We start from the raw sequence: 1135 nt of genomic DNA on the forward strand, positions 1-1135 counted from the left end.
GGCAATACCGCACAGAAAAGATGCGGAATAAAGGCAAGTGTGGTAAAATATAGGCATGGATAAGCAAGTAAGCCTGTCTGGCCTGAGCGATGAATTGGCGCAGGTACGGACAAAGAAAAAAGAATTCCTATCGCAGATAGAACGCATCGTCCCGTGGGGAGAGAGGCTCACACTCATCAGGCCGTGCTACTACAAGGGGGAACGCGGCAATAAGCCCTACGATCTGGAGCGGATGCTGAGGATCTATCTGCTGCAAAACCTGTATGATCTGGCGGACGAAGCAACGGTGGCTGAGGTCATAGACAGCCGTGCCTTTTCGGAGTTCTGCGGAGTGGACTCCAGCAACCAGGTGCCGGATGGAGATACACTGGGGCGTTTTCGGAATCTGCTGATACGCAATGGGCTGCAGGAGAAGCTGTTCCGCCAGGTAGTGGAGCTTTTGCAGCAAAGAGGACTTATCCTCAAAAAAGGGACCATTGTGGACTCCACGATCATTGCGGCGCCATCCTCCACAAAAAATCAGAAAAAGCAGCGGGACCCGGACGCGCATCAGGGGAAGAAGGGGAACACATGGTACTTCGGCTATAAGGCGCACGTTGGAGTGGACAAGGATACCGGTCTGGTCCATACCGTTGAGGTGACTGGGGCCAATACCCATGATGTCGTTATGACCTCCAAGCTGCTGACCGGTGACGAAGAAAGTGTCTATGGAGACAGCGGGTATCTTGGCGCGGACAAACGGGAGGATAGCATCCGAAGGAATCGCCAGGGAAGGCGCATCCGCTACAGGATTAACCGCCGTCCTTCTCAAATCAGGAAGAAACCGACCAGGGCACAGGGCCAGCTCAAGCGCAGAGAGCACGAAAAGTCATCTATTCGCGCTAAAGTGGAACACGTATTTGCGGTGGTCAAGGGTCGGTTCCGATACCGAAAGACACGGTACCGGGGCCTGCGGAAGCAGACCGCTAAATTGAATATGCTGTTCGCTTTGGCGAACCTGATCCTGGCTGACAGGCCCTGCCTGGCAGCCTGAGTTGATGCGCCCTGCCAGGCGAACTGAGGGGATAATACTGGCTGCCCTACAGACGAACTTACTATGGCTCTCCCTATACGCTATTTGTGCGGTGTTGCCCTA

At 54.3% G+C, this 1135-nt stretch carries 1 protein-coding gene; it reads left to right on the plus strand.

Translation table 11 applies throughout. The features are described from left to right. The first annotated feature begins 55 nt into the window (after nucleotides 1-55). Entirely contained in the window at nucleotides 56-1033 is a 978-nt protein-coding gene (locus NI20_RS0111845) for an IS5 family transposase (RefSeq protein ID WP_033121606.1), read from the plus strand. Nucleotides 1034-1135: the final 102 nt, after the last annotated feature.

This window comes from Oscillibacter sp. ER4, from assembly GCF_000765235.1.
GTDB lineage: Bacteria > Bacillota > Clostridia > Oscillospirales > Oscillospiraceae > Hominicoprocola > Hominicoprocola fusiformis.

What these genes read in the sequence shown, in the direction of transcription:
- NI20_RS0111845 (WP_033121606.1), top strand. Translation starts at nt 56, where the DNA reads ATGGATAAGCAAGTAAGCCTGTCTGGCCTGAGCGATGAATTGGCGCAG.